Raw genomic sequence first — 2,212 nt, forward strand, 5'->3', positions numbered from 1 at the left:
CGGCCCCTCGGGCCCCGGCCTTCGCCCCCGCCGCCCGCGAGTGGTGCCGGCTCGTCCGCCGGACACCGCCGTGCCGCGGCGGCGAGCGGCGAGGACAATGGGCGGGTGGACTACCTGGAGCTGCTGAACAAGTCGATGGACACCGCCAAGCCGGTGCTGGGCCGCGGCATGCCGGCCGACTACATACCGGCACTGGCCTGCGCCGACCCGTACGCGTTCGGCATGGCGCTCGCCACGGTGGAGGGTGAGGTGCACGGCGTGGGGGAGTGGCGCACGCCCTTCTCCATCCAGAGCATCTCCAAGGTCTTCACCCTCGCTCTCGCCCTCGCCCACGGCGGGTCGCCGCTGTGGCAGCGGGTCGGCCGGGAGCCGTCCGGCAACCCGTTCAACTCGCTGATCCAGTTGGAGTCCGAGCAGGGGGTTCCTCGCAACCCCTTCATCAACGCCGGCGCGCTCGTCGTCACCGACGCGCTGCTCACCCTGACCGGTGACGCCCGTGGCGCGGTCGTGGACCTGCTGCGCCGGGAGTCCGGCAGCGCCGGCATCGACACCGACGCGGCGGTCGCCGCCTCCGAAGCCGCACACGGCCACCGCAACGCGGCACTGGCCCACTTCATGGCGTCCTTCGGCAACCTGCACAACCCGGTCGACGACGTGTTGCAGCACTACTTCGAGCAGTGCTCGGTGGCCGCGGACTGCCGCGACCTGGCGATGGCCGGCTGCGTTCTGGCCCGCCACGGGGTACGCGCCGACGGCACCCGCCTGCTCGGCCGCGGCGACGCCAAGCGCATCAACGCCGTCCTGCTCACCTGTGGCACCTACGACGCGGCGGGCGAGTTCGCCTACCGGGTGGGCCTGCCCGGCAAGAGCGGCGTGGGCGGCGGCATCCTGGCCATCGTGCCGGGACGCGGAGCGGTGTGCGCCTGGAGCCCGGGACTCGACCCGGTCGGCAACTCGGTGGGGGCGATGGCCGCGTTGGAGGACTTCACCCACCGCTCCGACTGGTCGGTCTTCTAGGCGCTGTCCCTCCGCGGCGGCCCGCCCGCCGAAACGCTCGAAGCGCTTCGAAGGGGATCGAGCGCGGACGTCACCGGGGCACCGGGCGGCGGCGGTGGCAAACATGCGCGCGGGCATGGCTTCGAACCGTGGGCGGAACACGCTCGTTCGAAGTTGTGCGGCGGGGCTTGTGCGGCCTGTTGATGCGTCCTAATCTCACGGATCGAAGCGCTTCGATCACATCCGAACCAGGTAGGCCGACAGGTGCAGGGCTTCCCGCTAAGGCCCGGCCGCGACTGCCCGCCCGGTCCGGGGCCGGCGTCGACCCCCAGTGCCCCCGAGGTTCCGCCTCGGAGCGACGGCTCCGGCACCCGGCCCCGCCCCCCCCACAGCGTCCCGCGCGGCGGGACCGACCAAGGAGACGCACGCATGGTGAAACGCACTGCCCGCAGGGCCTTTCTGCGACTGCTCACGCCCCTGGTCGCCCTGGCGGTGCTCCTCGGGGTGTCCGTGTCGCCCGCCCATGCCGCCGCCTGGTCGACCGACGAGCAGTGGGGCCACTGGAACACCGGGGGCTACACCCTCTACAACAACATCTGGGGCTCCGGAGCCGGGTACCAGTCCATGTGGGCCAACAGCCACAGCAACTGGGGCACTTGGGCCGACCACCCCAACACCGGCGGGATCAAGTCCTACCCCAACGCCAAGCGTGTGGTGAACCGCAACCTGGACCAGCTCTCCTCGCTCAGCAGCACCTTCGACGTCTCCGTGCCGCGGGCCGGCGCGTACGCCACCGCGTACGACATCTGGGACACCGACTACGACCACGAGGTCATGCTCTGGATGAACTGGCACGGCCCGGTCGGGCCGTTGGGGACGTACCAGACCCGCGTCAGTGTCGGCGGCCACACGTGGGACGTCTACCGGGGCAGCAACGGCCACAACAACGTCTACTCCTTCCTCCGCACCTCTCACACCTCGGCGGCCGGCGTGGACATCCTGTCCGTCCTGCGCTGGATCGCCGGCCGGGGCTGGATCAGCCGGAGCGAGCCCATCGGTGACGTCCAGTTCGGCTACGAGATCACCTCGGCGGCCGGCGGAATGGACTTCGTCACCAGGCAGTTCGGCGTCAGCCACAGGTGATCACCCGATGCCGGGTGTGCGGTGATACCGCCCGGCGCACCGCCGGACTCCGGCGCAGGAGTGGCCGGAGTCC

At 71.3% G+C, this 2,212-nt stretch carries 2 protein-coding genes; both read left to right on the forward strand.

Features of this window, described 5'->3' with window-relative positions; genetic code table 11:
• Nucleotides 1–105 precede the first annotated feature (105 nt).
• The gene (locus ACYVE9_RS23845; protein ID WP_461029953.1) at nt 106–1,017 is read left to right on the forward strand and encodes a glutaminase; all 912 of its coding nucleotides are present in this window, start codon (nt 106–108) and stop codon (nt 1,015–1,017) included.
• Between the two features lie 408 nt (nt 1,018–1,425).
• Entirely contained in the window at nt 1,426–2,139 is a 714-nt protein-coding gene (locus ACYVE9_RS23850) for a glycoside hydrolase family 12 protein (RefSeq protein ID WP_461029954.1), read from the forward strand.
• Nucleotides 2,140–2,212: the final 73 nt, after the last annotated feature.

Source organism: Streptomyces sparsus (genome assembly GCF_054776295.1).